The organism is Micromonospora sp. DT229 (assembly GCF_049844505.1).
Classification (GTDB): Bacteria; Actinomycetota; Actinomycetes; order Mycobacteriales; family Micromonosporaceae; genus Micromonospora.
Genome location: NZ_JBNCLD010000002.1, coordinates 277,950 through 304,299, shown reverse-complemented (window position 1 = coordinate 304,299; position 26,350 = coordinate 277,950). Strand labels below are relative to the sequence as shown.

26 protein-coding genes are annotated in these 26,350 nt (G+C 71.3%); 14 read left to right on the top strand and 12 right to left on the bottom strand.

Translation table 11 applies throughout. From position 1 onward, the window contains the following. Positions 1-3: 3 nt before the first annotated feature. A complete protein-coding gene (locus ACLQ2T_RS04235; protein WP_425764644.1) occupies positions 4-294 on the top strand; it encodes a DUF4031 domain-containing protein in 291 nt (96 codons plus the stop codon). Here the strand turns inward: ACLQ2T_RS04235 and ACLQ2T_RS04230 are convergent. After that, positions 281-934 carry an HD domain-containing protein gene (locus ACLQ2T_RS04230; RefSeq protein ID WP_425764643.1) on the bottom strand — a complete coding sequence of 218 codons (654 nt, stop codon included), beginning with the start codon at positions 932-934 and terminating at the stop codon, positions 281-283. The two genes, ACLQ2T_RS04235 and ACLQ2T_RS04230, sit on opposite strands and share 14 nt — an antisense overlap. Positions 935-1,066: 132 nt before the next feature. On the opposite strand from ACLQ2T_RS04230, the gene ACLQ2T_RS04225 reads away from it, so the two are divergent. Further along, positions 1,067-2,281 carry an FUSC family protein gene (locus ACLQ2T_RS04225; RefSeq protein WP_425764642.1) on the top strand — a complete coding sequence of 405 codons (1,215 nt, stop codon included), beginning with the start codon at positions 1,067-1,069 and terminating at the stop codon, positions 2,279-2,281. Between the two features lie 27 nt (positions 2,282-2,308). After that, positions 2,309-3,799 (top strand): PrsW family intramembrane metalloprotease, encoded by a 1,491-nt coding sequence (locus ACLQ2T_RS04220; protein ID WP_425764641.1) that lies wholly within the window; start codon positions 2,309-2,311, stop codon positions 3,797-3,799. Between the two features lie 28 nt (positions 3,800-3,827). On the opposite strand, the gene ACLQ2T_RS04215 is transcribed toward ACLQ2T_RS04220, so the two are convergent. Beyond that, positions 3,828-3,995 (bottom strand): hypothetical protein, encoded by a 168-nt coding sequence (locus tag ACLQ2T_RS04215; RefSeq protein ID WP_013736159.1) that lies wholly within the window; start codon positions 3,993-3,995, stop codon positions 3,828-3,830. A gap of 111 nt (positions 3,996-4,106) precedes the next feature. Continuing rightward, on the bottom strand, positions 4,107-4,445 hold the full coding sequence (locus ACLQ2T_RS04210; protein WP_425764640.1) for a GroES family chaperonin: 339 nt from the start codon (positions 4,443-4,445) through the stop codon (positions 4,107-4,109). A gap of 168 nt (positions 4,446-4,613) precedes the next feature. Here ACLQ2T_RS04210 and ACLQ2T_RS04205 point away from each other — a divergent pair, with 168 nt between their 5' ends. Next, positions 4,614-5,912: an AI-2E family transporter gene (locus ACLQ2T_RS04205; RefSeq protein WP_425764639.1), complete on the top strand. Its 1,299-nt coding sequence runs from the start codon at positions 4,614-4,616 to the stop codon at positions 5,910-5,912. Positions 5,913-5,916: 4 nt separating this feature from the next. On the opposite strand, the gene ACLQ2T_RS04200 is transcribed toward ACLQ2T_RS04205, so the two are convergent. Beyond that, positions 5,917-8,130, bottom strand: a complete 2,214-nt coding sequence (locus tag ACLQ2T_RS04200; RefSeq protein ID WP_425764864.1) for an ATP-dependent DNA helicase — start codon at positions 8,128-8,130, stop codon at positions 5,917-5,919. 68 nt (positions 8,131-8,198) lie between these two features. On the opposite strand from ACLQ2T_RS04200, the gene ACLQ2T_RS04195 reads away from it, so the two are divergent. The 3 genes from ACLQ2T_RS04195 (at position 8,199) to ACLQ2T_RS04185 (ending at position 10,688) form a co-directional block, all read left to right on the top strand. Then, the gene (locus ACLQ2T_RS04195) at positions 8,199-8,705 is read left to right on the top strand and encodes a DUF402 domain-containing protein (protein WP_425764638.1); all 507 of its coding nucleotides are present in this window, start codon (positions 8,199-8,201) and stop codon (positions 8,703-8,705) included. Positions 8,706-9,052: 347 nt separating this feature from the next. Further along, positions 9,053-9,679 (top strand): DUF47 domain-containing protein, encoded by a 627-nt coding sequence (locus ACLQ2T_RS04190; protein WP_425764637.1) that lies wholly within the window; start codon positions 9,053-9,055, stop codon positions 9,677-9,679. Positions 9,680-9,683: 4 nt separating this feature from the next. Then, positions 9,684-10,688, top strand: coding sequence for an anion permease (locus ACLQ2T_RS04185; protein WP_425764636.1), 1,005 nt, complete (start codon positions 9,684-9,686; stop codon positions 10,686-10,688). Between the two features lie 54 nt (positions 10,689-10,742). On the opposite strand, the gene ACLQ2T_RS04180 is transcribed toward ACLQ2T_RS04185, so the two are convergent. Beyond that, on the bottom strand, positions 10,743-11,711 hold the full coding sequence (locus tag ACLQ2T_RS04180; protein ID WP_425764635.1) for a Gfo/Idh/MocA family protein: 969 nt from the start codon (positions 11,709-11,711) through the stop codon (positions 10,743-10,745). An 80-nt stretch (positions 11,712-11,791) separates the two neighbouring features. Between ACLQ2T_RS04180 and ACLQ2T_RS04175 the strand changes: the two genes are divergently transcribed. Then, the gene (locus ACLQ2T_RS04175) at positions 11,792-12,622 is read left to right on the top strand and encodes an NUDIX hydrolase (protein WP_425764634.1); all 831 of its coding nucleotides are present in this window, start codon (positions 11,792-11,794) and stop codon (positions 12,620-12,622) included. Between the two features lie 7 nt (positions 12,623-12,629). Here the strand turns inward: ACLQ2T_RS04175 and mshD are convergent, their stop codons facing one another. The 3 genes from mshD to ACLQ2T_RS04160 all read right to left on the bottom strand — a co-directional run bounded on the left by mshD (position 12,630) and on the right by ACLQ2T_RS04160 (position 15,290). Continuing rightward, positions 12,630-13,565 carry a mycothiol synthase gene (gene mshD, locus ACLQ2T_RS04170; RefSeq protein ID WP_425764633.1) on the bottom strand — a complete coding sequence of 312 codons (936 nt, stop codon included), beginning with the start codon at positions 13,563-13,565 and terminating at the stop codon, positions 12,630-12,632. A gap of 43 nt (positions 13,566-13,608) precedes the next feature. After that, positions 13,609-14,475 carry a polysaccharide deacetylase family protein gene (locus ACLQ2T_RS04165; RefSeq protein ID WP_425764632.1) on the bottom strand — a complete coding sequence of 289 codons (867 nt, stop codon included), beginning with the start codon at positions 14,473-14,475 and terminating at the stop codon, positions 13,609-13,611. A gap of 74 nt (positions 14,476-14,549) precedes the next feature. Then, positions 14,550-15,290, bottom strand: coding sequence for a winged helix-turn-helix transcriptional regulator (locus ACLQ2T_RS04160; protein WP_327023883.1), 741 nt, complete (start codon positions 15,288-15,290; stop codon positions 14,550-14,552). 254 nt (positions 15,291-15,544) lie between these two features. On the opposite strand from ACLQ2T_RS04160, the gene ACLQ2T_RS04155 reads away from it, so the two are divergent. The 5 genes from ACLQ2T_RS04155 (at position 15,545) to ACLQ2T_RS04135 (ending at position 19,013) form a co-directional block, all read left to right on the top strand. Beyond that, entirely contained in the window at positions 15,545-16,579 is a 1,035-nt protein-coding gene (locus ACLQ2T_RS04155; protein WP_425764631.1) for a hypothetical protein, read from the top strand. A 110-nt stretch (positions 16,580-16,689) separates the two neighbouring features. Further along, positions 16,690-17,475, top strand: a complete 786-nt coding sequence (locus ACLQ2T_RS04150) for a DUF2993 domain-containing protein (protein ID WP_425764630.1) — start codon at positions 16,690-16,692, stop codon at positions 17,473-17,475. Positions 17,476-17,547: 72 nt separating this feature from the next. Beyond that, a complete protein-coding gene (locus ACLQ2T_RS04145) occupies positions 17,548-17,625 on the top strand; it encodes an Ms5788A family Cys-rich leader peptide (RefSeq protein WP_311202345.1) in 78 nt (25 codons plus the stop codon). 214 nt (positions 17,626-17,839) lie between these two features. Continuing rightward, the gene (locus tag ACLQ2T_RS04140; protein ID WP_425764629.1) at positions 17,840-18,688 is read left to right on the top strand and encodes a sulfurtransferase; all 849 of its coding nucleotides are present in this window, start codon (positions 17,840-17,842) and stop codon (positions 18,686-18,688) included. Between the two features lies 1 nt (position 18,689). Beyond that, positions 18,690-19,013 (top strand): DUF1416 domain-containing protein, encoded by a 324-nt coding sequence (locus tag ACLQ2T_RS04135; RefSeq protein ID WP_425764628.1) that lies wholly within the window; start codon positions 18,690-18,692, stop codon positions 19,011-19,013. A gap of 147 nt (positions 19,014-19,160) precedes the next feature. Here the strand turns inward: ACLQ2T_RS04135 and ACLQ2T_RS04130 are convergent, their stop codons facing one another. Beyond that, positions 19,161-19,445 carry a hypothetical protein gene (locus ACLQ2T_RS04130; RefSeq protein WP_425764863.1) on the bottom strand — a complete coding sequence of 95 codons (285 nt, stop codon included), beginning with the start codon at positions 19,443-19,445 and terminating at the stop codon, positions 19,161-19,163. 311 nt (positions 19,446-19,756) lie between these two features. Between ACLQ2T_RS04130 and ACLQ2T_RS04125 the strand changes: the two genes are divergently transcribed. Beyond that, positions 19,757-19,996: a winged helix-turn-helix domain-containing protein gene (locus tag ACLQ2T_RS04125; protein WP_425764627.1), complete on the top strand. Its 240-nt coding sequence runs from the start codon at positions 19,757-19,759 to the stop codon at positions 19,994-19,996. A gap of 86 nt (positions 19,997-20,082) precedes the next feature. On the opposite strand, the gene ACLQ2T_RS04120 is transcribed toward ACLQ2T_RS04125, so the two are convergent. The 3 genes from ACLQ2T_RS04120 to ACLQ2T_RS04110 all read right to left on the bottom strand — a co-directional run bounded on the left by ACLQ2T_RS04120 (position 20,083) and on the right by ACLQ2T_RS04110 (position 26,224). After that, positions 20,083-20,223 carry a hypothetical protein gene (locus ACLQ2T_RS04120; protein ID WP_425764626.1) on the bottom strand — a complete coding sequence of 47 codons (141 nt, stop codon included), beginning with the start codon at positions 20,221-20,223 and terminating at the stop codon, positions 20,083-20,085. A 13-nt stretch (positions 20,224-20,236) separates the two neighbouring features. Continuing rightward, entirely contained in the window at positions 20,237-21,403 is a 1,167-nt protein-coding gene (locus ACLQ2T_RS04115) for a glycosyltransferase (protein WP_425764625.1), read from the bottom strand. A gap of 447 nt (positions 21,404-21,850) precedes the next feature. After that, positions 21,851-26,224: a S8 family serine peptidase gene (locus ACLQ2T_RS04110; protein WP_425764624.1), complete on the bottom strand. Its 4,374-nt coding sequence runs from the start codon at positions 26,222-26,224 to the stop codon at positions 21,851-21,853. Positions 26,225-26,350 lie beyond the last annotated feature (126 nt).

Here is a 26,350-nt window from a genome sequence, read left to right as displayed (position 1 = left end):
GGCGTGATCTACCTGGACCGGCCCGCCTGGCCGGCACGCGGTCGGCTCTGGTCCCACCTGATCAGTGACGTCTCCCTGGCCGAGCTGCACGTGTTCGCCGAGGCACTGGGCGCACCCCGGCGCGGCTTCGACCGCGATCACTACGACATCCCCGCCGAGCGGTTCGACATGGCGGTCTGGCTGGGGGCGCAGGTGCGGCCCAGTCGGGATCTGGTCCGCCTGCTGTACGCCGCGAACCTCCGGCGCCCCAAACACCTGCACCGGGTGCCCGCCCAGCCGGTCAGGCGAGACTGACCTGCTCCCTCAGAGCGGTCAGCTCGCGGGTCAGGTTGGCCCGGGCCTGCGGTTCCCACCAGGCCGCCGGCGCAGGGAGACGGAAGAGGGCAGGCAGGGCCAGCAGGTTGCCGAGCACCTGGGCCCGACCGATCCGGTACGCGTCCTGGGGCACGTGGGCGTACTCCCGGCGGATGGCGGCCGCGTACCGGTCGTACTCCGGTGCGGGGGCGGCCAGCACGGCCAGGTCGGCGTCGCAGAGCAGCACCCCGTCGAGGTCCGCCGGGTCCACCTGGTGCCCGGCGGTGAGCATGATCAGCCGGCGCACCTCGGCCACCTCGGGGTCGGGCAGTCCGGTGCGGGCCAGCAGCACCCCGGCCAGTGCGGCGCTGTCGCGTTCGTTGCGGTCACCGGCCGCCCTGGGGTCGTACACCGCGTCATGACCCCAGGCGGCCAGCCGGACCAGGTCCGGCCGCGACCCCTCGGCGGCGTACCGGTCGACGACATCGAGCACGGCGGTCAGGTGGTCGACCGTGTGGTAGTGCCGGTGCGGCTCCCGCCACCGTTGCAGCAGTTCGACACCGGTCGCCTCGATCGCGGCGGGGTCGGTGGCCCCGGCGTCCCGGGCGGCCGTCCGCCACCGTTCGATCAATTCGACCATCGGGCCAGTCTGCCGTACCGGGCCGGGGTCGGTACCGACGGCTGCGCCGAGGATTGTCCCGGCGTTGCGCGGGTAGTCGCGGCCATGGTGGTGGCCCGGGAGCGACGATTTCGACTGGCGCGCCGCGACCGGATGCGCAGGAGACTGCCCGACCGGGACTCGGCGCGGGTGTCCGAGGCCGTGGCCCAGGTGCGCCAACGGGGCAGGGCGACCCTCAGCGACCGGGTGCACCGAGTCCGGATGGCGCTCGGCCTGGCCTTGCAGGCGGGTCTGGCGGCCGGGCTGAGCTGGATCGCCGCGCATGAGTTGCTGGGCCACCCGCAGCCGGTCTTCGCCCCGATCGCCGCGGTGGGCACCCTGGCCGCGTCCGTCGGGCAGCGGTTTCGGCGGACCGTGGAGCTGATCACCGGGGTGGCGGCCGGGGTGGCGATCGGCGATGTGCTGGTCCACTTTCTCGGCACCGGCCCCTGGCAGCTCAGCCTGGTCGTCACCGTGGCCATCCTGCTGACCATCTTCGCCGGGGGCAGCGTCGGCATCGTCATCCAGGCGGCGGCCACCGCAGTGCTGATCGTGACCCTCAGCCCGACGGTCGAAGCCCTGGAGGTACCCCGGTTCGTCGACGCCTTCGTCGGCGGCGGGGTCGCCCTGCTGGTCACCGCGATTCTGCTGCCACTCAATCCGTTGCGGGTGCTCAACCGGGCCGCCCGGCCCGCCCTGGATCTGCTGGCCGACCAACTCGACGCCACCGCCGAGGGGCTGCGCGACCGGGACCGGGAGAAGATCCAGGCGGCGATGGAGCGGCTGCGCAACAACAAGGACGAGTTGGCCACCCTCAACGAGGCGATCGAGGGGGCCAAGGAGACCGCCACCCTCTCCCCGACGCGTTGGCACCGGCGGGGTGAACTCACCCACTATGCCGATTCGGCCGACCCGATCGACCGGACGATGCGTAACAGCGGCACCCTGATCCGGCGCGCGGTCACCATGCTGGAGGACGACGAACCCGTTCCGGAGCCGTTGCCTCAGGCGATCGAGCATCTCGCCGCGGCGGTCCGCCTGCTCAAGCGCGAGTTCGCCCAGGGCCATGAACCCGAGTACGCCCGGGAGCGGTCCCTGCGGGCGGTCAGCGAGGCCGGTCGGGCGTACGCCGTGGGGGTCGGCTTCTCCGGCAGCGTGGTGGTGGCCCAGGTCCGTACCACCGCCAGTGACCTGATGGTGACCTCAGGGATCAGCCAGGAGGAGGCGAACCAACTGGTCCGGCAGTCCTTCGGCGAGATCGACCGGCCCGGTGCGCCGCCCGGCCCTCGGCCCACGACGAACCCCGCCACCGCCCCGCCGGTCGGCTGAGCACGCTGGTGGCCCCCGTTGCCGCCGATGCGCCCGGTGGGGCGAGCCGGGGATGACTACGCTGACCGCATGGCCGACACCCCGTCCGGCGGGCCCCTGCCGCCGTCGCCGCCCGTGCCCGTCGCACCGCCTGGCGGCTTCGGGGCGACCGGAATGCCGCGCCGCCGGCTAGGTTGGCGGCGTGCCCTGGTGCTGAGCGGGGCGATCGTGCTGATCGCGGCCAGCGCGATCTTCATCCTCTTCACCCTCGGCACCAACCTGGGCCCGGAGGCGTTGCTGATCGGCACCGCCGCCGCGGTCCTGCCGGTTCCGGTGCTGGTGGCCTGCTTCCTCTGGCTGGACCGGTACGAACCGGAGCCGCTGAAGTACCTGATCTTCTGCTTCGGCTGGGGTGCCTTCGTCTCCACTGCCGCATCCCTGCTGGTCAACGAGACCGCCGCCGGGTGGTTCGAGGATCAGGGCCTGCCGGTGGCGCTCACCGCCGTGCTGGTCGCCCCCTTCATCGAGGAGTTGACCAAGGCGATCGCGCCGATCCTGCTGCTGGTGTTCCGGCGTCGGGAGTGGTCCGGGATCACCGACGGTCTGGTCTACTGCGGGTTGTCCGCGATCGGGTTCGCGATGGTGGAGAACATCCTCTACCTGGGCGGGCACGGGTACGCCTCGGGTGCGGAACAGTACGGCCCGGCCACCGGGGCCCAGCAGGTGATCGCCATCTTCATCGTCCGGATCCTGCTGTTCGGCTTCGCCCACCCCCTGTTCACCGCGATGACCGGTATCGGGCTGGGCATCGCCGCGCGTACTGCGGACCGGCGGGTCCGGGTGCTGGCCCCGATCGCCGGTCTGCTGCTGGCGATGATGCTGCACGGGGCCTGGAACCTGATCCCTACCCTCACCCAGGCCACCGGCCAGGTGCTGATCTCCCTCTTCGGTTTCATCGGGGTGATGGTGCCGATCTTCTTCGGCATGGTCGGCCTGGCGGTGTGGCTGCGGGCCTGGGAGGGCCGCCTGACCGAGCGGACCCTGCCGGACTACGTCCGCGCCGGCTGGCTCACCCCGCCGGAGGTGGCGGCGTTGAGCAGTCTCGGTCGGCGGCACGCGGCACGGGCCTGGGCCCGCCGGGTGGCCGGTGACGCCGGGCTGCGCGCGATGCGGGGCTACCAGTTCGCGGCCACCCGGCTGGCCCTGCTGCGTGACGGTGCCCTGCGCGGGCTGGACCGCAAACCGGCCGATCGGGAGCGGACGGCGCGGGAGGAACGGGAGCTGCTGGACTCGATCAGCGCGTACCGGTCGTTCTTCGTGGGACGGGACCCGCAGGCACCGGTCGGCGTCTGGGACGGCCACCGCTACCACCTGCGGTTCCCGGACGGGTCGCAGCGGGTGGTGCCGGCCCCGGAGGATCCGGTGGTCCCGATCCCGGTCGTGCTGGCCGCACCCCCGCCCCCGCCGCCCTACCCGTACCACCCCCCGCCGGGCTGGTACGGGCCCCGCCCGCCGGCACCCTGGCCACCGCAGTACTGAGCGGTTCGTCAGGGCCCGCGCGGGGCGGTCAGGTCATCAGGCTGGTGAGGAAGTCGCCGAACCCCTGGGCCATCATCACCAGGGCGCCGCCGATCGCCTTGAACATCTGCGCCGCGCCCTCCGGCCGGAAGGCCATGAAGTAGATCAGGAACGCCAGGCTTCCCCAGGCCAGCACCTTCTTGACAAATACCGGCATCGTCCCTCCCCAGGGCCGGTGGTGCGGTTGGCTTCCCGCCGGGGAGCGCGGCAAACGGCACTGGGGGTCTCACTGCGACGCCGGGGGCGCAAGCCACCGGCCGGGCTGGGCTCAGAGGTAGAGCCCGGTGCCGTTCTCCTCGATCCGTTCGGCGGCCACCGCGTGCACGTCGCGCTCGCGCAGCAGCACGTATCCGCGCCCGTGCAACTCGACCTCGGAACGGTCGTCGGGGTCGAAGAGCACCCGGTCGCCGGAGACGATGGAGCGTACGTTGGGCCCGACTCCCACCGCGGTCGCCCAGGCCAGGCGCTTGCCGACGGCTGCGGTGGCCGGGATCACGATGCCGGCGGTGGAGCGCCGCTCGCCCTCGCTTCCCTCCACCCGCACCAGGACGCGGTCATGCAGCAGCCGGATGGGCAGGCCGGAGTCGAGATTCTGGTCGGCTGTCACGCCGCAGACGCTACCGTGTCCTTTCCGGCAAGCCGCCGGTGGTCTGCGATTCACCGGACCGTCGGCGGGGCAATGTGGGGTGGAAAAACCTGGCCTACCGTCGCGTCTTCGGGCGTATCCTGTCCGCCCTGGCGCCGTTCGCGGGCCGAATCATGCCGGGAGGTGCGCTTGAGCCGATTCGAGCGGTTACGCGGGCGGCTACGCCGCGCCTACGAGTCGGGCCGGGACTCGGTCCGCGCCGCGCGCAACACCCCGCCCTACGTGCCCAAACCGGCCCGGGCGGCCTCTCCGGCGGAACCGGGCCCGGTGGCGCCGCCGGCCGCCACCGTGGTCGGGGCGGAGCCCGGCCCGGCCCTGCACCATTCCACCTCCAGCCGCGACGACGCGGATGTGCCGCACGCCTTGCGCATCGCCGCGGCCTGGTCGTGGCGTCTGATCGTCGTCGGGGTGGTGTTCTGGGCGCTGGTGAAGCTGGTCAGCACGATCAGCATCGTGATCATTCCGCTGGCGGTGGCGATGCTGCTCTCGGCGTTGCTGGCACCGGCGGTGGGCTGGCTGCTGCGGGCCCGGTTACCGAAGTCGCTGGCCACCGCCGTGGTGCTGGTCGCCGGGCTCGGCGCGGTGATCGGCACCCTGACCCTGGTGGTGAACGAGTTCATCAAGGGCGTGCCGGAGTTGGCCGCCAAGTCGAGCCAGGGCCTGCAACAGATCCAGGACTGGCTGAAGACCGGGCCGCTGCACCTGTCGGACAACGACCTCGACCGCTATCTCGAAGAGGCCCAGCAGTGGGTCAACAACAACACCGAGCAGTTCACCAGCGGTGCCCTCTCCACCGCCACCACCCTGGCCGAGGTGCTGACCGGCACGGTCCTGGTGCTGTTCGCGGCGTTCTTCTTCCTGCGTGACGGCAACATGATCTGGCGTTTCGTGGTCCGGCTGCTGCCGGTGGCCGCCCGCTGGAAGGTCGACGACGCCGGGCGGGCCGCCTGGGCCACCCTGGTCGCCTACGTACGAGCCACCGTGCTGGTGGCCTTCATCGACGCCGTGGGCATCGGCATCTTCCTGGTCATCTTCGACATCCCGTTCGCTTTCCCGCTGGCCGCCCTGGTCTTCCTGGGTGCCTTCATCCCGATCATCGGTGCGACCCTCTCCGGCGGGGTGGCCGTGCTGGTGGCCCTCGTCGACAGCGGACCGGTCACCGCTTTGATCATCCTGGGTGTGGTGATCGGGGTACAGCAGATCGAGGGGCACATCCTCCAGCCGTTGATCATGGGCCGGGCGGTGGCCATCCACCCGCTGGCGGTGATCATCGGGTTGGCCGCCGGTGTGGTGCTCGCCGGGATCACCGGCGCCCTGGTCGCGGTCCCGCTGATCGCGGTGCTCAACACCGCGGTACGTCGGCTGGCCGCCCGTACCGTCCCGGACACCCCGCCGGACGCGGTCGTCGTCGCCGCCCGCGCCCCCTGACCCGTCAGCTGTCGGCCAACCGGGCCAGGGCGCCACGGACCACCTCGCGGCGGGTGGTGTACCAGAAGGGGGGCAGCGACCGGCGCAGGAAGGGGCCGTAACCGCGAGCGGTCTCCAACCGCGAGTCGAGCACGGCCACCACACCCCGGTCGCCGGAGGCCCGGATCAGCCGCCCGACCCCCTGGGCCAGCCGGACCGCGGCGATCGGCACACTGACCGCCGCGAAACCCGACCCGCCCTGAGCGTCCACCGCCGCCGCCCGAGCGGCGGCAAGCGGCTCGTCGGGCCGGGGGAACGGCAGCCGGTCGATCACCACGAGCTGGCAGGAGTCACCGGGGACGTCCACCCCCTGCCACAGGGACATCACCCCGAACAGGCAGCTCGCCTGCTCCTGGCGGAACCGGCGGACCAGCAGCGGCAGGGCCTCCTCGCCCTGCAACAGCACCGGCAGGTCGGTGCGGGCCCGCACCAACTCCGCAGCCTGGGTGGCGGCCCGCCGCGAGGAGAACAACCCGAGGGTACGACCACCCAGCGCGGTGACCAGTTCCAGCAACTCCTCCCCGGCGGCGTCCGGTAGCCCGGAGACGCTGGGGCGAGGCAGGTGCGCGGCCACGTAGAGGATCCCCTGCCGGGGGTAGTCGAACGGGGAACCGACATCCAGGGAACGCCAACCCGGCCCCGAGTCGACCCCCTGGCGGGGGGCCTGCGCGCCGCTGCCGCCCGGGGTCGGTGCGGTGCCGCCCGGCCGGACGGTAGCGGCGGCCAGCGCCTCCGCGGCCGGTGAGGGCGGGCTGGGGGTCGGCGCCTCAAGGCCCAACGCCCGGGCCACGGTGTCGAAGCGACCCCCCAACGCCAGGGTGGCCGAGGTGGCCACCACGGTTCGTTCGTCGTAGAGGTGGGTGGCTAGGGTGCCCGCGACCGAGAGGGGGGCCACCACCAGGGCCCGTCGGCCGGTGTTGTCGTTGCGTTCCACCCAGGCGACGTCGTGTTCGGCCTCCTCCAGCAGCCGCTGGGCGGTGGTGGACAACTCGTCGAGGGCGGCCTTGGCCTGTTGCTTGCGCACCGGGTCCGGGTCGTCGGCCTTGATCTCGCCGATGGCGTCCAGGGCGGCCCGGGTCGCGGCGTCCAGCAGGGTGCACGCCTGCTGCAAGGGACCCGGTAGGCCGCCGGTGAGCCGGCCCACCGGAGCCTCGGCCAGCCCGACCGCCAGGGCGTCACCGGCCTCGGTCAGCGCCTCGGCCGTCTCCGGACGCAGCAACGGGCGGGCCCGTCGGGCGGACCTGTCGATCAGTTCCGGGGTCAGCTCCGCCTGGGCGGCCGAGGAGACCCGATCGGCCAGTTCGTGGGCCTCGTCGACGACCAGCAGCCGGTGTGGGGGGACGATGTGCCGCCCGGCGAGCATGTCGACCGCGAGCAGGCTGTGGTTGGTCACCACGACGTCGGCCTCCCGGGCCCGGGCCCGGGAGGCCTCCGCGAAGCATTCCGCGCCGTACGGGCAGCGGCCGGCCCCCACGCACTCCCGGGCCGGCATGGAGACCAGCCGCCAGGCCTGGTCGTCGACGCCCGGATCCAGTTCGTCCCGGTCGCCGGTGTCGGTCTCCAGGGCCCAGTCCCGCAGGCGTTGGATCTGCTTGCCGAGTCGGCCCGCCTCACCGAGCCACCGGGTGCCGCCGCCCGGCCGCTCGGCCGGTGCGTCGAAGAGGGTGTCCGCCGGCTCGTCCTCGGTCGAGTTCTCCAGCCGGGCCAGGCAGAGATAGTGGTGTCGGCCCTTGAGTACGGCGTACGTCGGGCGTCGCTTCAGCAGGGGCTCGACCGCGTCGGCCAGCCGGGGCAGGTCGTGCTCGACCAGTTGGGACTGCAACGCCAGGGTGGCGGTGGAGATCACCACCGGGCCGTCGACGGTGAGGGCGGGAGCCAGGTACGCCAGCGACTTGCCGGTGCCGGTGCCGGCCTGCACCAGCAGGTGCTCACCGGAGGCCACACACTCCTCGATCGCCGCGGCCATCTGCTGCTGGCCCGGCCGAGCGCTGCCACCGGGCACCGCGCCGACCGCGGCGGCCAGCAACTCGGCGCCACCCGGGCGGTCACCGGATCGACGGGCTCTGGTGCGGGTCGAGGCGGGGCCGGGGGAGGTGCGGGGCGGGGTCACCGTGGCACGGTACCCGCCGGGACCGACGTCGGCCGTATCGATCGAGTGGTGTTGCGCCGCCTTGAGCAGGAGATCGCCCTCGCGTCCGGTAACTTCCCGACGGCGCCGCGTGGGCGTAATCGGTTAGGGTGCGAATCATGCCGAGCGACCTGGTCCGTGTGATCTACCGCAAGTACGACGGCAGCGCTCACCGGGACTATCCGGCCCGTCGCCTGACAGAGGACGACCTCGGCATCTGGCTCGGGGTGCCGGCCGGCACCAGTTCGGTCTATCACGGTCGTCCCTCGGTGGAGCAGATCCCCTTCGTCCTGCTGGTGCCGCACCAGGCCTGGTGGACGACGATGTTCAATCCGCCACCGCGCACCAGCGAGGTCTACTGCGACATCGCCACCCCGGCCCGCTGGGAGGGGGAGGACACCGTGCACCTGGTCGACCTGGACCTCGACGTGGTGCGGCGGCGGGAGACCGGCCTGGTCGAGTTGCGCGACGAGGACGAGTTCGCCGAGCACCGGGCCCGGTTCGGCTACCCGGACGATCTCGTGGTCGAGGCCGAGGCGGCGGCCCGTTGGCTGCTCACCGCCCTGGGCGACGGCACGGAGCCCTTCGCCACCTCGTATCGTAAGTGGCTTGCCCTGGTGCTCTGACCCAGGCGAACGGACCTGGCCGGTCTTCGTCCGCCGCGGATTTCGCCGACGCCGAGCGGATGAGTCGGTCACGGGTGATGATGCAGCGATGGCGCACGACGGCGTGAGACGTTCGACACCCTTTCTCCCCGGTATCCACCGCTCGCCTTCGGCCTCCGGCGGCACCAGGGGGCCACTGGTGGGGCCGGCGGGACGACGAAGGTGAACGGAAGTTGAACGGCCGGTGAATGACACCTGACCAGGGGTGGGCCGCCGAATCGCGGGTCCGGGCGTTCCCTAGCATTCCCTCAGCAGGGCGCCGGACAGCGCGCTGACACCCCTTCCGCCGACACGACGAGGTCCGTGCTGTGAGGTTTTCCTTCCGCCCCAACGAGGGCGCCTTCTACGAGCTCTTCACCAGGGCCGCGCAGAACCTGGTCCGGGGTACCGCGCTGCTCAACGAGCTTGCCCTGCCTGATGTCGAGGTGCAGTCGGTCAGTGAGCGGCTGACCGAGGTCGAGCACGACAGCGACAAGATCACCCACGAGCTGTACAAGAAGATCAACTCGACCTTCGTCACCCCGTTCGACCGGGAGGACATCTACCGACTCGGCTCCCTGCTCGACGACGTGATGGACCACCTGGAGGCGGTGGGCAACCTGCTCTACCTCTACGGGCTGACCAAGCTGCCCTCGCTGCCCCGGGAGATGCACGAGCTGGTGAACGTGCTTGACCAGCAGGCGAAGCTGACCGCCGAGGCGATGCCCCGGCTGAAGTCGATGAAGGACCTCGAGGACTACTGGATCGAGATCAATCGGCTGGAGAACGACGGTGACCAGGCGTACCGGATGCTGCTGGTCCGCCTCTTCTCCGGCGAGTACGACGCGTTGACCGTGCTGAAGATGAAGGAGGTCGCCGACGAGTTGGAGGCCGCCTGCGACGCCTTCGAGCACGTGGCCAACACCGTCGAGACCATCGCGGTCAAGGAGTCCTGAGCCTGTGAGTCCCGAGCTCATCGCGGTGCTGGCGGTGATCGGGGTAGCCCTGGTGTTCGACTACACCAACGGCTTCCACGACGCTGCCAACGCGATCGCGACAAGCATCTCCACCCGGGCCCTGACACCACGGGTGGCCCTGGGCATGGCGGCGATCGGCAACTTCATCGGCGCCCACTTCGGCGCCGAGGTGGCCAAGACCGTCGGCAGCGGCCTGGTCGAGTTGCCGACCGGGGTGTCCAGCCTCGGCATCGTCTTCGCCGGTGTGATCGGCGCGATCGTCTGGAACCTCATCACCTGGTACTTCGGCCTGCCCTCCTCGTCCTCGCACGCCCTGATCGGTGGTCTGGTCGGCTCGACCGTCGCGGCCAGTGGCACGGTGCTCTGGAAGGGCATCGGCGAGAGCGTGATCATCCCGATGATCCTGTCGCCGATGGTCGGCTTCGTCCTCGGCTACATCGTGATGGTCGCTGTGCAGTGGATCTTCCGTAACGGCCACCCGGGCAAGCTGAACCGGGGCTTCCGGTGGGCCCAGACCGCCTCGGCGGCGGCCATGTCGGTCGGTCACGGCATGCAGGACGCGGCCAAGACCATCGGCATCGTGGTGCTCGCCCTCTTCGTCGGCGGCTACCAGAACGACCCCACCCACATTCCGGAGTGGGCCTTCTGGACCTCGGCCGCCGTGCTGGCCGCCGGTACCTACGCCGGTGGTTGGCGGATCATCCGCACCCTGGGTCGGAAGATCATCGACCTGCGGCCCCCGGAGGGCTTCGCGGCCGAGACGGTGGCCAGTGGGGTGCTCTACTTCAACGCCCTGGTCCTCGGCGCCCCCATCTCCACCACCCACACGATCACCTCGGCGATCATGGGGGTGGGCGCCACCAAGCGGCTCTCCGCCGTCCGGTGGGGGGTGGCCGGCAACATCGTCGGCGCCTGGATCCTGACCTTTCCGGCCGCCGGCTCGATCGGCGCCCTGATGTACTTCCTGGTCCGCCCCCTGTTCAGCTGAGCGGTAGGGAAAGGGGCCCCTGTCGTAGGACAGGGGCCCCTTATCAACACCCGATCAGAGGTACGAGACCCCGATCTGGGCCCGTACCTCGTCGAGCAGCCCCATGATCTCCAGAGTGGCGGAGTGCGGCACCAGGGGGCTCTCGGTCAGCCCCTCGGCCAGGCAGCGCTGCACCTCGATGGCCTCGTACTGGTAGCCGGAGCCGACCAGGTCGGCGGTGAAGGTCTCCGTCTCGGCACCCTCGCGGTGCAGCTGGACGGCCGCCGGCCGGAAGAAGGGATCGGGCAGGTCGATCCGTCCGGCGGTGCCGGTGATCGACGCGGCGGCTCCGGTGGGACCGACGATTCCGCAGCTCAGGGTGGCGACGGCACCCGAGTCGTACCCGAGGATCATTGCGGTGTTCTCGTCGGTGCCCTCCGGGCCCAGCTTCGCCCAGGAGCGCACCTGCTGGGGCGCCCCGAGCAGCAGGTGGGCCAGGCTCACCGGATAGATGCCGAGATCCAGCAGGGCGCCACCGCCCAGCGCGCGGGCCCGCATCCGGTGCTCCGGCGGGAACGGCCCGGCCAGGCCGAAGTCGGCCCGGACGCTGGTCACCCGCCCGATCGCGCCCTCCGCCACCAGCTCGCAGACCCGCAGGATGAGCGGGTTGCACCGCATCCACATCGCTTCCATCAGGAAGACTCCGGCCGCCCGAGCGGTCTCGACCAGTTCGGTGCTGGTGGGCAGGTCCAGGGTGAACGGCTTCTCCAGCAACACCGGACGCCCGGCGGCCAGGCAGGTGCGGGCCGCGTCGTAGTGCGCCACATGCGGGGTAGCCACATAGATCACGTCCAGGTCGGTGTCCGCGGCCAACTCCTCCCAGGAGGCGTACGCCCGGGCCGCGCCGTGCCGGTCGGCGAAGCGCTGCGCGCTCTCGGCGGTACGTGAGCCGACCGCCACCAGTTCGGCCCCCGGCACCAGCCGGAGGTCCTCGGCGAAACGGGCGGCGATGTGGCCGGTGGCCAGGATGCCCCAACGAGTCATGGCGTGACGCTACCGAAGATCACCACTGGGTCGTACGGCTGATCCACCCGTCGAGACCGGGCCCGGCTAGGCTGCTGGCGATGACGAAAGACCGTGGCTACTCGGCCCCGCCCGCGGTGGTGGAACATGCTCGCCGTTTCTCGACCAGTGGCAACCGGCCGGCGATACCCCGGGTGGCGGCCACCGTGCTGTTGCTGCGCCCGGCCCCGGAGGGCTTCGAGGCGTACCTGATCCGTCGGGTGGCCGCGATGGCCTTCGGCGGCATGTACGCCTTCCCCGGCGGCGGGGTGGACCCCTCGGACTCCACCGTTCATGTGGACTGGGCGGGCCCGGAGCCGGCGAATTGGGGGGAGACCCTGGCCCTGACCCCGGCCGCCGCCCAGGCGGTCGTCTGCGCGGCGGCCCGGGAGGTCTTCGAGGAGGCCGGGGTGCTGCTCGCCGGGCCGGACCCGAGCCGGGTGGTCGGTGATGTCAGCGACGAGGGCTGGGAGGTCGCTCGCGACGATCTGGAGCAGCGCCGTACCGGCTTCGCCGAACTGCTGGCCCGCCGCGGGCTCACCCTCCGGTCGGACCTGCTGTTGCCGTGGAGCCGCTGGGTGACCCCGGAGTTCGAGCCGCGCCGCTTCGACACGTACTTCTTCGTGGCCCTGCTGCCGGAGGGACAACGGACCCGGGACGTCTCCCGGGAGGCCGACCACACCCTCTGGATGCGGCCCGGCGAGGCCTGCGAACGCGCCCGGGCCGGTGAGCTGACCATGCTCCCGCCCACCCTGGTCACCCTGAGTGAGGTGGCCGCCTGCCCGGACCTGGACGCGGTGGTGCGCGCCGCCTCGGCCCGGGACGCGGCCACCCCGATCATGCCCCGGCTGGACCTGTCCGACCCGGACCGACCCCGGTTCTACCTGCGCTGAACCAGCCTCAGTCGAGCTGGTAGTTGACGTGGGCGGACCAGCGGGCGAACCCGGTCCGCTCGTAGAGGGCCATGGCCGCGGTGTTCGACTCGTCGACGTAGAGCATCACCCGATCCAGGCCGCGCTGCTCCCGCAGGTGGTTCAGTCCGGCCGTGGTCAGGGCCCGGCCCAGCCCGCCGCCGTGCGCCGAGGGATCCACCCCCAGCACGTACACCTCACCGATGTGGGCCGAGCCGGGGCGCTCGTGCACCTTCGTCCAGTGGAAGCCGCGTAGCCGGCCGGTCGTCGACTCCACCGCCAGCAGGAATCCGGCCGGGTCGAACCACGGCTCGGCCAGGCGTACCCGCAGGTCATCGGCGCTCCACCGGCCCTGCTCGGGGTGGTCGGCGAAGGCGCGGGCGTTGAGCGTCAGCCAGGCCTCGTCGTCCGCGCCGGGGCGGAAGGCGCGCAGGATCACCCCGTCGGGCAGGCGGGGTTCGGGCTGGGGTGCGGTCAGTGGCCTACGCAGTTGCCAGAGCACCCGGGCCCGACGGAAGTCGAGGTCGACCGCGAGGGCGGCGGCCGAGGGGTGGTCGCCGTGCGCCCACACCCGCAGTGGCCGGGCCTCGGTGGCCAGCACCTGCCGGGCCAGGGCCCGACCGGTGCCCCGCCGCCGGTACGCCGGATGCACGACCACCCCCACCCCCACCCCGGAGTCGGGGTCGGCGGTGTCCAGGTGGGCGTACCCGGTCAAGGTGCCGTCGGCGGCGCGGGCGGTCAGGTGGATCGCCGGGGCCCGCTCGTCGCGGAGCCGGAGCAGGATCTGTTCGTCCAGCGGGTCCGCGCCGTCGGTGTCACCGGCTGCCCCGGCCAGGGCGAGGACCTCGGCGATCTGCGTGGCGTCGAGCCGGTCCAGCCGACTCACCTGGGTTCCGGGTCGGCCGGTCTGTGTCTGCTCACTCATCATCGAAACGGTATCCGCCGAGGGCGGGGGACCGGGAGGTTCCTCAGGTGCCGTGGTTCGGCAGGGCGTGGAGATCGAACCGGGCGGTCAACTCGGGCAGGATGTGGTAGAGCGCGTCGACGGTGCCCTGCCGGTCGCCGCCCGCGTCGTGCAACAGCACGATCGACCCGGCACGGGCCTCCGCCAGCACCACCGCGGCGATCGTGGCCGCGCCGGGGGCCCGCCAGTCCGAGGGGTCCAGGTTCCAGTGCAGGGGGGTCATCCCGAGTTCCCGGCTGGCGGAGATGACCGGGTAGGTCCAGGCCCCACCGGGCTGCCGGTACCAGGTGACGGGTGCCTCCGGCGCGGCGGCGTGGATCGCGGCACTGGTACGCAGCAGGTCGTCCCGGATCCGCTCCGGTGACCGGGCGCCCAGGCCCACGTCATGGTTCCAGCTGTGGTTGCACAGGGTGTGGCCCTCGGCGACGATCTGCTGGACCAGCCACGGGTAGCTCTGGGCGTTCTGTCCGACCACGCAGAAGGTGGCCGTGACGTGGTACTCGCGCAGGATGGCCAGCACCTGCGGGGTGTAGTCCGGGTGCGGGCCGTCGTCGAAGGTCAGTGCTATCTCGTTGGTGCCGGTGCTCAGCCGGGTACCCATCGGACCGAAGTTCGGGTCCTGTCCCGGCGCCTCGGGAACCTCGGCCGGAGGGCTCTCCGTCGGGTGGTCGCGGCCGGGGTCGGGCTCGGCGGGCGCGGACTGGTCGGCGTACTGGGGATGGTCCGCGCCGGTCACGGTGACCGCCGATCCGTGGCGCGGTGGATCGGGGACCAGGCTCCGACCCAGCAGGTACGCCGAACCGAGCACCGCCGTCACGACGAGCGTGATGATCCCGAGCACCCGGGCCGTGCTTCCTTGGTAACCGCGCACCGCTGCCCCTCCCACTGGCCAACTCGGCAGTCACGATATGACTGCCGAGTTGCCCAAAAGGGGCATATAGGGAATTAGCCCTCGACGGTGACCGGTCGGGCGACGAGCGAGGTCGGGTCGGTGGCCTCGGACAGCGAGCCACGCGAGGACGGGACGACGAACTTGTAGCCCACCTGGCGTACCGTGCCGATCATCGACTCGTACTCCGAGCCGAGCTTGGCCCGCAGCCGCCGGACGTGCACGTCGACCGTCCGGGTGCCGCCGAAGTAGTCGTACCCCCAGACCTCGCGCAGCAGCTGGTCCCGGGTGAAGACCCGGCCCGGGTGCTGGGCGAGGAACTTGAGCAGCTCGAACTCCTTGTAGGTCAGGTCGAGCGGGCGACCCTTGAGCTTCGCGGCGTAGGTGTCCGGGTCGATCATCAGCTCGCCGGCCCGGATGGAGCCGCCGACCCCGGCGGTCGCGTTGCTGAGCCGGCCGACCGCGAGCCGCAGCCGGGCCTCGACCTCGGCGGGACCGGCGGAGGCGAGGATGACGTCGTCCACTCCCCAGTCGGCGTTCAACGCGATCAACCCGGCCTCGGTCACCACCGCCACCAGCGGTACGCCGAGCCCGGTCGCGTGCAACATCCGACAGGTGGCCCGCGCCTCGCTCAACTCGGACCGGGCGTCGACCAGAACTGCGTCGGGACTCGGACCGGCGACGAGGGTACGGACGTCGCGAGGTGCGGTGCGCACCGAGTGTGGCAGCAGGTCCAGTGCCGGCAGTACTGCGGATGGTTCGCCTGCTCGTGCGGTAACCAGCAGCAGGATCTCCACGATCACCTCCGTCCCGGCGGCCCCGTGCGGCCGCGCGCGACCAGCGGCACTCCTTGACGGATATGGCGCTGGGAACATCCGTGGGTCCCGGCGTCGCTGACGGGCGGGTTTCGGCAAGAGCGTAACTGATCGGCTGCGCGGGGCCCGGGCGTGATTTCCTGTTCGCCCTATCTGCCCCCGGATCGCGGCCCAGGTTTTAACCTGGCGGAAACCGGGACACCCGCGTTGACGGCCCGGTCTGGCACGATCGGTGGGTGGTTCCCTCCAGCTCACCCGAGACCGGCCGCGAGCCCTGGGCGGACGACCTGCCCCCAGGCGGTGGCGCGGCACCGTCGGCCGGCCCGGCCGTGGCCAACGACGACCGTCGTCGCTCCGGCGGCCCTCGACGCCTGCGCCGTGGCGGCTCGGCACGCCGCTCAGACGAGGCGCTCGACGATGCGGACGAGGAGGAGACGGAGCCGCCGGTCGAGGTGAGTCGGCAACTCTCCCTGGCCATCGCCGGGTTCGCCCTCCTGCTCGGCCTCGGTCTGGTCCTCGGCGCGTACACCTCCGGGCCCGACCACCGGCTGCCCTTCACCATCGTGGTGCTCACGGTGCAACTGCTGTTCGTGCTGGGCTGGACGATGGTCACCCGGCCACCGGCGGTGGCGGTGGTGCTGGGGGTCGGCGCCCTGACCGCCCTGGCCGCCGACGTGGTCGCGGTACGCAGCTCCACAGCCCGGATCGGGCCGCTGTTCCTCATCGCGATCGGCGCGGTGCTGGTAGCCGTGCTGGGGCAGTTGGTGCGCCGGGTGGACCGGGTGCGGGTCACCGACTCCCTGCGGACCACGGCCACCATCATGTTCGGGGCGGTGGCCTTCGCCACCCTGATCGTGCTCAGCCGGATTCCCGCCGGCACCCAGGCCATCGTCGTCTGCCTGACCGCGGGCGCGGTGGCGGTGGCGATAGCCCGCGCGACGGACGCCTTCGCCGCCTGGCCCCGCCTGGCGCCCCAGGTGCCGCGGGGGGCCGCCGGGGTGGTCGGTGGCGCGATGGTGGGCACCCTGTTCGGCGCGGTGCTCGGCAGCTACCTGGTCACCCCCTTCACCCCGACCAGGGCCGCGATCCTCGGGCTGGTCGCGGCGGTCGTCGCCGTGCTGGCCGACCTGGCCGTCAGCTACGCCGAGGCCGGTCGGCTGATGGCGGGTGAACCCCCCACCGCCTGGGCGGCCCAGCACGTGCAGGGGCCGCTGGCCGCCCTCGCGATGACAGCACCGGCGGCCTACCTGATGTGTCGGCTGCTGCTGTGACCGGTCGCGCCGAGGGCGTGATTGAGTGAAACGGACTCCGGGTACCACCGTGCGCGCGGGCAACGGCGTACGTGAAGACGAGACGGCGTACGGGAAGCCAAGGAGGCGGCGTGGACCACGAGCAGACGTCCGGACGGCGACCGCGGCGACGCGGCGGCAGGATACTGATCGGATTCGTCGTCCTGCTGCTGGTCCTGGCCGGGCTGATCTTCATCGCCGACCGGGTGGCGGCCGGGGTGGCCGAGCGCACCATCGCCGACGAGGTCCGCGAACAGGTGGCCCGGCAGAATGCCCAGTCCTCGCCGCCGGAGGTCGAGGTGGGTGGTTTCCCCTTCCTCAACCAGGTCCTCGACGGGCGGTACGAGCGCATCACCATCCGGATGCGCGACGTGCAGGGCGCGGTGCAGGGTGACGCGGTCTCCCTGCCCAGCCTCGACGTGGACGCCCGCAACGTACGGGCCTCGCTGCAGACCCTGCGCACCGGTCAGGGCGACGTGGTGGCCGAGACGGTCAACGGCACCGCCACCATCAGCTACCAGAGCCTGGCCGCCCTGCTCGACCGGGAAGGACTGGTGCTCGGCGAACGCAACGGGCAGCTCGCCGTCACCGCCCCCCTGGAGGTCCTCGGCCAACAGCTCACCGTCACCGGGGTAGCGGACATCGTGGTCAGCGAGGAGGGCCAGATCGCCCTGCGGTTCGCCGACCTGAACGCCGAGGGGCTGCCCAGCGCCCCGCTGGCCCGTACCCTGCTGAACAACTTCGCCCGCAGCATCTCGATCGACGTACCCCTGCCGGAGTTGCCGTTCCAGCTCACCGTCCGGGAGGTGGTCCCGCAGCCCCAGGGCCTGACGGTGACCGCCGACGCGCGAGACGTACCGATCAACTCGGTGGGCTGACCTCGGGCGCAGCATCCCGGATGCTGGTCAGGCCGGTGGAGAAGACTGGGATCGCTGATAGGCTCCGTGCTCATGGGGACGCTCCTCACCAAACGGCGCGCGGTCGACCTGTGCCGCGTGGCCACCTGCCTGTGTCGCCCCGTCATCTGACGGCGGGGCTGCCTCCGGCCGCGTAGCGGCCAATCGGCACTCGGGGTTTGCGTACCTCTATCCCGGTGCACCTCACCGGACGCCCGGCAGCGGCGCCGTCGCACAAACCCGTGATCCGTTCCTAGCTCTGGGTCCCGCGCGTGGTGCGACAACTTCAACATCCCAGACCTCCGCGCGCTGGCTCACCACACCATCCTCACCAGGGAGTGATCTGATGAGTCGCGACACCGCACTCGTCTCGGCCGAATGGGCCGAGAAGAACCTCGACGCCCCGGGCGTCGTCTTCGTCGAGGTCGACGAGGACACCTCGGCCTACGACACCGGCCACCTGGCCGGCGCCATCAAGCTCGACTGGAAGACCGACCTGCAGGACCCGGTCCGGCGGGACTTCGTCAACAAGGCCCAGTTCGAGGCGCTGCTGTCCGAGAAGGGGATCAGCAACGACGACACCGTCATCCTCTACGGCGGCAACAACAACTGGTTCGCCGCGTACGCGTACTGGTACTTCAAGCTCTACGGCCACCGCGACGTGAAGCTGCTCGACGGCGGTCGCAAGAAGTGGGAGCTGGACGCCCGGCCCCTGGTCAAGGACACCGTGACCCGCCCGGCCACCCAGTACGTCGCCAGCGAGCCGGACAACAGCATCCGGGCCTTCCGCGACGAGGTCGTCGCCGCGATCGGCACCAAGAACCTGGTCGACGTGCGCAGCCCCGACGAGTTCGCCGGCCGCCTGCTGGCCCCCGCCCACCTGCCGCAGGAGCAGGCGCAGCGCGGTGGCCACATCCCGACCGCCATCAGCGTGCCGTGGTCCAAGGCGGCCAACGAGGACGGCACCTTCAAGTCCGACGAGGAGCTGCGCAAGCTCTACGGCGAGGCGGGGCTGGACGACGGCAAGGAGACCATCGCCTACTGCCGGATCGGCGAGCGCTCCTCGCACAGCTGGTTCGTCCTCCAGGAGCTGCTCGGCCACCCCAACGTGAAGAACTACGACGGCTCGTGGACCGAGTACGGCTCGCTGATCGGCGTGCCGATCGCGCTCGGCGATGAGCCGGGGGAGGCCTGAGATGACCGCACCCACCGCGGCCGGTTGCGCCGCCCCGGATCAGGCGGCACCCCTGCCCGCCAGCATCGACCTGGAGAAGGAAACCGTCATCACCGGTGTCGTCCGCTCCGCGCAGGGCGATGTGGTGCCGGGTGCGTACGTCCGTCTGCTCGACTCGACCGGTGAGTTCACCGCCGAGGTGGTGACCTCGCAGGCCGGTCAGTTCCGGTTCTTCGCCGCCCCCGGCAACTGGACCCTGCGGGCGCTGTCCCGCCACGGCAACGGCGACATCGCCGTCACCGCCACCCGGGGCATCAACGAGGTGACCGTAACGGTCGCCGACTGACCCACGAACCACCCGCCGCGTGGCCCGGCTCCCCTGATCCGTGGGGGACCCGGGCCACGCGTCATCTCTGCCGCTGACATCGCCGGTCGGCTCTGGGTGCGTTTGTTGCTGCCCTGACGACAACAAACGCACCCAGAGCGGCGCCGGTCAGCGCGGCAGCGGACGCAGCAGGTGGCGGGAACAGCCGCCGCCGTGGCCGGGCCGCAGCAGACAGCGCCGGCCCCGACCCATCGACCGGTCACAGAACACCTGATGCTGTACGTCCGGCGCACCCTCCACCGAGATCGTCGTCTCGCCGGTCACCACCTCGGGCAGGAACCCCAGGGAGCGGGTGAGGGCGCGGGCCAGCAGGTGAGCGGCGGGCAGGTCGGCCGCCCGGATGGTCAGGTGTACGACGAAGCGAGCCCGCTCGTCACCGCCGACCTCCCGCATGTCGCTCACCCCTCTCCGTCTGGCTGGCTGGGTCGGTGTCGCGGGAGCTGTGGCAGTGCAGCTGTGCTTTCTCCCGGGGTGGCGACAGCTGCACTGCCACAGCTCCACCCGCCCATCGAGAACGAGGGGGGTGTCGGGGTGGACCGGCACTGCGGTCCACCCCGACTGGGGGACTGAGCTCTGCTCGTTGCCACGCGAGGAGCGCTCGACAGCCAACTTATATAAGGAAGCCAAGGTATGCAAGGAAGTGGAGAAGCTTGTCGTCCTTGTGTCTCTCGTGATCGAATCGGAGGTGCCACGCAAGGAGTGCCATGCCATCCACGCCGGATTACATCCGCATCTCGGACGAGATCATCGCCGACGTTCGCTCGGGGAAGTACAGGCCGGGTGACAAGCTGCCCTCGATCGCCCAGCTCTGCGAGCAGTTCCAGGTCAGCCCCTCGACGATCCAACTCGTCAACGTGCGACTCGAAGCCCTCGGGGTGATCGACCGGCGGCAGGGTAAGGGTGTGTTCGTGACTGATCCGGGGACCTGGCTGCGTCGGCCGTGAGCTGAGCTGAGAACGGGGACGGCCGCCGGGGGCGTCCCGACGGCCGTACCGTGTGTGGTTCTTGCACCTCAGGCTGGCGCGCTCGATCAGCTGACCTTGCGGCGGGCCTTGGCGCCCCAGTTGGCGACGGTCACCAGCAGGGCACCCAGCCCCAGCAGGATGCTGCCGATCAGGCCGACGGCGGCGGTAGAGGCGCCGGTCAGCGGGAGGTCCTGGTTCGCGGACATGTTCTCACCTCCCTCATCCCTTGGCCCCGACGGCGATGCGGGCCGGGGAGTCCCAGACGCACCGATCGACCGTGGGTTGACGGATCGCCTTCACCAGGGCGTGTACGAGGATCACCCGGTACAACAGGTCAGCGACGATGATCACGGGCAGGAAGAGTGGGAGTTGCCAGTGGCGTAGTCGCCAGGCGGCGATGCCCACCCAGATGCCCTGGCCGATCAGCAGGAACACCAGGCCGGGCAGCAGGCCCGGCCCGGCGGTGGCGAGCAGCCACAGGGTCAGCGGGCCACCGGCGACGTACAGCAGCCAGTGCACCATCAGCAGGACGTACGCATAGTCGAAGCGGGTGGCGTACCGGCCCACCCGGTGGCCGATGACCCCCTGGAAGGTGCCCCACATCCACCGCAGGTTCTGCCGGTACCAGTCGCGCAGGTTGGTGGGGTCCTGGAGGTGGGCCAGGGCGCGGGGCGCGTAGACGACCCGGCCCAGGTTGCGCCGGTGGGTCTCCAACACCCAGTAGGTGTCGTCGACGATGTACGGGGGCTGGGTGGGTAGCACCTCGTCCAGCAGTTCGGTCCGGTAGACGGAGTTCGAGCCGGAGATGCAGTTCATGACGTTGAAGTGGCTCTGGATCCGGCGGATCACCGCCTGGTACATCCAGTAGCTGTAGGCCCGCTTGGCCAGCCACGGGTTCCACCGTCGCTCCGGGGGCCACCAGGTGGCGTTGTGTCCCACCACGATGCTGACCTCGTCGGTCAGCTTGTCCAGGGCCTCGGTGACGAAGTCCGGTGCGATCACCACGTCGTCGTCGAGGATGGCCACCGCACGGTAGCGACGGCCGAGTTCGAAGGCCTCGTACGCGGTGTGCAGGGCGGCCGGCTTGCCGACGTTCTGAAGCAACGGCAGCACCCAGGCGCCGGCCTGGGCGGCGAGTTCGGCGGTGTCGTCCGTGGAGTCGTCCGAGACCAGGTACACGTCGCTGCCGGTGGCCCGGGCGGCCCGTACCGTCGCGCCGATCGTGGCGGCGCCGTTGCGGCAGGCGATCAGGATGGCCACCTCATCCGGGCGTACCGGGCCGAAACGGGGCGGGTGGGCCGCGTGCCGGGGCTGGTAGCCCACCGCCGGGCGGAGAAAGCCGTACCCGAAGGAGCCGACGATGAGGAGCAGCACGAGACTACTCACAGCAATCGTCGCGGTCAGGATGACTTCGGGCATTAGGGGTCGATTCCCAGGCAGCAGGGGATGTGAGGGGGTTCGCGTTGAGGGCCTGCTGGTAACGCTAAGTGATGTTTGGTGGATCGCCAAGGAAGGTGATCATTCTCGCCCGATCGGTCCACCCGGGAATGCCCTGCCGGTGACGCGAGTCCGCAAATGATCGGGGCAAAGCTGGATGGGTGGGCTGCCGGTCAATGCGCCCGGACACTTTGTTGACCAGGTGATCGGCCTGCCGATGGGTCACTTCTGGGCACGGAAGGGGTCTGTGCCCCAAAGGCACATCGGGCGGGCTTGACCGTTACCAACGGGCTCGACTGGCCCGATGAGGCCTGGACTGGCACCAACCGGCTCGACTGCCGCGAAAGCAGTGGCCGCCGGTCGATGCACGACCGGCGGCCACCAGGATGTGTCGGATCAGATTCCGGTTGCTCTGGTGCAGTTGGACGTCGGGTCTAGGGCGAAGTTCAGGGTGCCCACGATGCCGGCCTCGATCTGGTGGCGCTGCACCTGCGGCACCCACCCGTCCTTGGCGACGATCACCTCGTACCGGCCGCGCGGCAGCCACCAGGCGAACTTGCCGGAGGCGTCCGCGGTCAGGGTGGTGCCGGTACCGGCCGAGATCAGGTTCACCCGGACGGTGGCCGGAATCCCCACGGTGACCCCGCCACAGGTGGTGCCCGTGACCGTGCCCTGGATCTTGCCCCAGTTGTTCGGCGGCGACACGTTCATCTCCACCGAGACCGGGGTGACCGGGTAGGGGGTGTCGGAGGCGATCGCCAGCTCACCGGTGTACCGACCCGGTTGGAGCACCCCCGCCTCAGTGGTGGCGTCCAGGGTCACCGTCACCGTCTTCGAGGCGCCCGGGGCCAGCGTGAAGGTGCTCGGTGAACTGCTCAACCAGGGCAGATCCGCCGCGGTCGCGCAGAGCTCCAGGCCACCCAGCCGCTCACTGTCCGCGCTGCCCACGAAGGAGCTGGGCGAACCACCGATCTTGTACGCCCCACAGGCGGCGGCACCCCGGTACCGGGCGAACTTGGCGTTGGGCAGGTCACGCCAGGCCCCGGTGACCGGGTCGAAGCCGACGGTGCGGTTGGTGACCGTGGTCGACCCGGCGGTCACCCCACCGGCCAGCACCAGCAGGCCACCGGCGGCGGCGTACTGGGAACCCCACAGCTCCAGCGGCAGGCTGGGCAGCGGGCTCCAGGAGTCGGCTGCCGGGTCGTACCGGTGGGCGTCGGTGTACTCGGTGCTGCCCGTACCACCGGCGCAGTAGACCGAGGCCCCGATCCCGCCGCAGGACAGCCAGGACACCGGGTGGGGATAGGCGGCACCGGTACGGAAAGAACCCGTAGCGGGGTCGAAGACCACCAACCGGTCGCTGTCCGTGCAGGTGGCATCGGCGCAGCCACCGACCAGGTAGACCTTGCCGCCGAGCACCGCCGTGCCGGCTGCGGCGACCGGGGCCGGGTTGGTGGCACCCGGGACGGTGCTCCACGTTCCGGCGGCCGGGTCGAAGACGTCGACCGTGGCGACCGTGCCGTCGCCGGCACCCCATCCACCGATCACGTAGAGCTTGCCGTTGATCGCCGCCGTGGCCGGCTTGGACCGGGCCACCGGCAGGTCGGGCAGGGCGCTCCAGGCGTTGGCTCCCGGGTCGTACACCCATGCCTTGCGTTCGGTGCCGGTGCTGCCACCGCCACCGACGGAGTAGACCTTGCCGTCCAGCCAGGCCGCCGAGTTGTCGTAGACCGAGGCGGGCAGTTTGGCGATGTCACTCCAGGCGTCGTCGGCGGCCCGGGTGCCGGGCTCCGGCGTGGCTCCGCCGTACGCGATACCGGTGCGGGCCTTGCTGATGCCCTTCATCTTCTGCTCGTGCAGGGCTGCCCCACCCTGGTTGAGCAGCTCGAACTCGCCGGACCGCTCCAGCAGGTCCACCGCGGCCGGCGCGCTGCCGGTGTTGCGGACGGTCACCTTGGTGGTCCGCACCACCCCGTGCCGCTGATGCGACTCGATGGTGGTCGGGCTGACCGTCAACCGACCGGCGCCGAGGGCGAAGTTCGCCCGCTTCACCCCGCCCTGGACCACGGCGACATCCTTCGTCACCGGCTGGTACGGGGTCCGGCTGGCGGTGAAGGGATGAGTACCGGTCAGGGTCGAGAAGATCCAGTAGAAGCCGTCCGGTTGGGCCTCGTCCTCCGGGGTGGCCGCCGACACCGCCCGGTCCTCGGGCTGGTGGACACTGACCACGTTTACCCCGTTGATCGCCTCGCCGGTGTTGCGGTCGGTGGTGTTGCCCACCACCAGTCCGCCCGGCACCGGGGTGCACTCCCGGTTGACCACCTCCACGTCGTCCACCTGCCACCACCAGGCGAAGGTGCCCTTGAACCGGAAGCGGACCAGGGCAGACTCGGCGTTGGCGGCCGGGGTCAGCGGCACCTCCTCCACCCGGGGGCCGCGTCGGCTGGAGGTCTGGTGCCAGACGTTCGTCCAGGTGGCCCCGGCGTCCGTGGAGACGTCGATGTCGGCCGTGTCGGTGATGCCGACCGCCCGCCAGTCACTGCGGAAGCGCAGCACCGGCGCACCCACCCCGGACAACGCCAGCGGCGGGGTGACCAGGTCGGTGTCCTGGGTGTTGCCGCTACCCAGGGCGTCGCTGTCGATGATGGCGAACCCACCCGAGCCGCCGGTCAGGTTGCCGCGTGAGCGGGCGTCGGTGAAGACCCACCCGCCGGAGGCGGTGCGGTTGTTCACCGACCAGCCCGGGGGCGCGGTGGTGCCGTCGAAGCTCTGCGTCAGCAGGGGAGCGCTGAAGCTGCCCGTGTAGCCTGCCGCGACGCAGCCCGCCTCGACCGGTACGGCCACGTTGGCGGTCACGTTCTGCCCGGCCACGGTCACCTCGCGGGTGACGGTCTGATAGCCGGGGTACCGCGCGGTGACGGTCAGCCGGTACGAGGTGCCACCCGGCACGGTGAAGGAGTAGCGCCCGGTTACCGGGTCGGTGAAGACCGGCCCTCCGGGTCGGCCGGGCACCTCGATCCGGGCGTACAGGGGCCAGCCGTGACCGGAACCGTCGGTGACCTTGCCTTGCACGGTGACCGTGGGGTTGGCGGTCAGGGCGAAGTCGCGGGTCACCGCGCCGCCCTCGGCGACGGTGACGGTCGCGGTCTGTCCGGCGTAGCCGTAGGCGCTGACCGTCAGGGTGCTCTCGCCGGCCGGGACGCTCAGCGCGTACCGACCGTCCGGGCCGGTGTTGGTGCTGCGGGTGCCGTCGGTCACGGTGGCGCCGGTGATCGGGTCGCCGTCGGCCGCGTCGGTCACCCGGCCGGTGACCCGACCGATCGGGCCCCGGGGAGCGTCGCGTACGGCCGTGTAGGCGTCCAACCGGCCCTCGCCGAAGACGTTGTTGTCGGCCGGGGTGCCGCCGCAGGTGGTGGCGTCGACGTCGCGGGCGGTGCGGTCCAGCAGTTCCTCGGTGGCGGCGATGTCCCCGCGCAGGCTGGGCGCGGCGGACCACATCAACGCCACCGTGCCGGAGACGTGCGGAGCGGCCATCGAGGTGCCGCTGAACGAGGCGTACCCCCCGTTGCGGACGCTGGAGCGGACCCCGCTGCCGGGGGCGGCGATGTTCGGCTTGATCAGGGCCGTGCCGGAGCCGCGACCGGAGAAGCTGGCGATGGTGTTGTTCACGTCGTAGGCCCCGACCGCGTACGCGTTCGCGTTGTCGCCGGGGGAGCCGGCGCTGCCGCAGCTCGGGCCGTCGTTGCCGGAGGAGAAGACCGGGAACATCCCGGCGGCCCGCCAGGCGGCGATGGTCTGCTGGTACCAGGGGTCACCACCGTCACCGCCCCAGGAGTTGTTCACGATGTCGGGGCGCAGATCCGGCCGGGGGTTCTGGCCGTTGGCGTCGGTCGGCGCGAGCACCCACTGGCCGGAGGCGAGCAGGGAGGCGTCGGAGCAACTGCGGGCCTCGCAACCCTTGGCGGCGATCCACTTCGCGCCCGGTGCCACCCCGATCTGGTTGCCGGCGCCGTCGTCGCCGACCATCGTGCCCATGGTGTGGGTGCCGTGGTCGTTGTTGTCGCAGGGCGCGGTGCCGGTGCAGACCCCGGCCGGGTCGAACCAGTTGTACGCGTGGTCGAAGCCACCGCCGAGGTTGCCCCGGTAGGAGGCGACCAGCGCCGGGTGGTCGTACTGCACCCCGCTGTCGATGTTGGCCACCACGATGCCCTCACCGCGGTCGCCGAAGTCCTCCCACACCCGGGGTGCGCCGATGTTGGTCAGCCCCCACTCGACGGCGGCGGTACGGGCCCGGGTCGCCTCGCTGGAGGTCGGCAGCAGCAGGGGGTAGCTGCGACTCGGCGCGATCCGGGACACCTCGGGCCGACCGGCGATCTCGTCGAGCAACGCTTTGTCGCCCTCTACCCGGATCGCGTTGGCGATCCAGTACGCGGTGTGCGGCACCTTCCGATCGTCGAGCAGTTCGCGCAGGTCGGCCTGACTGCGTTCGGCGGTGCTGGTGAGCAGCCGGTGCACCGTACGGGCCCGGTCGTCGGCATCGCGGGCCTTGGCGGCCTCGGCCAGCGGTGCGGTCTCCCGCAGGTAGACCAGGAAGGCCGTGCTGTCGGTGGTGGCGAATCGGTCCAGCAGGGCCTGGTCGACCGTCGCCCGCTGCGAGGGTTGCGGTGCCGCCGCGGCGACCGCGGGTTGGGCGGTGCAGGCCAGCAGGGCGGCGGTCGACACCGCCACCGCCCGCCACCAGGTGGATCGTGCGGATGGTCGTGTGAACAAAGGTTCCTCCCCACGTCGTCGTCCCCGATCGGGGACGGGCACCCGCGGGTCGGAGCCTGACGCCGCGGAGCGGTCGGACGTGTGGGTGACAGGTGGTGCCCGGCCGCTGAGAGTCATGCTTCTGCG

Bases quoted from the DNA above. Each gene is read 5' to 3' on its own strand.
- ACLQ2T_RS04230 (WP_425764643.1), bottom strand. From the start codon at position 934: ATGGTCGAATTGATCGAACGGTGGCGGACGGCCGCCCGGGACGCCGGG.
- ACLQ2T_RS04225 (WP_425764642.1), top strand. From the start codon at position 1,067: ATGCGCAGGAGACTGCCCGACCGGGACTCGGCGCGGGTGTCCGAGGCC.
- ACLQ2T_RS04220 (WP_425764641.1), top strand. From the start codon at position 2,309: ATGCGCCCGGTGGGGCGAGCCGGGGATGACTACGCTGACCGCATGGCC.
- ACLQ2T_RS04215 (WP_013736159.1), bottom strand. From the start codon at position 3,995: ATGCCGGTATTTGTCAAGAAGGTGCTGGCCTGGGGAAGCCTGGCGTTC.
- ACLQ2T_RS04195 (WP_425764638.1), top strand. From the start codon at position 8,199: ATGCCGAGCGACCTGGTCCGTGTGATCTACCGCAAGTACGACGGCAGC.
- ACLQ2T_RS04180 (WP_425764635.1), bottom strand. From the start codon at position 11,711: ATGACTCGTTGGGGCATCCTGGCCACCGGCCACATCGCCGCCCGTTTC.
- ACLQ2T_RS04175 (WP_425764634.1), top strand. From the start codon at position 11,792: ATGACGAAAGACCGTGGCTACTCGGCCCCGCCCGCGGTGGTGGAACAT.
- mshD (WP_425764633.1), bottom strand. From the start codon at position 13,565: ATGAGTGAGCAGACACAGACCGGCCGACCCGGAACCCAGGTGAGTCGG.
- ACLQ2T_RS04145 (WP_311202345.1), top strand. From the start codon at position 17,548: ATGGGGACGCTCCTCACCAAACGGCGCGCGGTCGACCTGTGCCGCGTG.
- ACLQ2T_RS04140 (WP_425764629.1), top strand. From the start codon at position 17,840: ATGAGTCGCGACACCGCACTCGTCTCGGCCGAATGGGCCGAGAAGAAC.
- ACLQ2T_RS04135 (WP_425764628.1), top strand. From the start codon at position 18,690: ATGACCGCACCCACCGCGGCCGGTTGCGCCGCCCCGGATCAGGCGGCA.
- ACLQ2T_RS04130 (WP_425764863.1), bottom strand. From the start codon at position 19,445: ATGCGGGAGGTCGGCGGTGACGAGCGGGCTCGCTTCGTCGTACACCTG.
- ACLQ2T_RS04125 (WP_425764627.1), top strand. From the start codon at position 19,757: ATGCCATCCACGCCGGATTACATCCGCATCTCGGACGAGATCATCGCC.
- ACLQ2T_RS04120 (WP_425764626.1), bottom strand. From the start codon at position 20,223: ATGTCCGCGAACCAGGACCTCCCGCTGACCGGCGCCTCTACCGCCGCC.